This window comes from Marseilla massiliensis (assembly GCF_016899855.1).
Classification (GTDB): Bacteria; Bacteroidota; Bacteroidia; order Bacteroidales; family Bacteroidaceae; genus Prevotella.
Map to the genome: position 1 here is coordinate 1 of NZ_JACJJG010000249.1, position 497 is coordinate 497.

The following is a 497-nucleotide window of genomic DNA, read 5'->3' on the forward strand; positions in this document are numbered from 1 at the left end:
CAATTTCAGGGATATTTACGATTCAAACAAGTGCGATGGAGACTTCTACAGTTGCATGACAGACAAGGGATACCATTACTTTTACAGTGATTCGGTTGATGCAAGTGCCGCCTATTTGAAGAACGAACATGGAAAAATCATAGCGAGGTGCGTTATCTTCAACAAGGTCTACGAGGAAGGAACAAACAAAATCTGGAGACTTGCTGAAAGACAATATTCCACAAACCAGGACGACGTATTGAAACGTGCCTTGGTGAACGCATTGATAATAGGAGGTTACATAGACGGATACAAGCAAGTAGGTTATGACTGCCACCATTCAAAGAGCTTTGTTGACATCTATGGGAATTCATTGGAAGACAAGAAATTCTACATAGACTGCAACTTGGGCACTGAAGACACCCTTTCATACCAGGATAGTTTCAAATGGTACGACATGGAAGCAGGGAAAGCATACAACTACGAGGTAAACGGCTACGACTACGAGCTTGATACCA

Annotated in this window: 1 pseudogene; it reads left to right on the forward strand. The window is 42.3% G+C overall.

Going from position 1 to position 497, the window contains the following annotated elements:
• A pseudogene (locus tag H6A34_RS15680) lies at positions 1 to 497 on the forward strand (hypothetical protein); the annotation flags it as partial.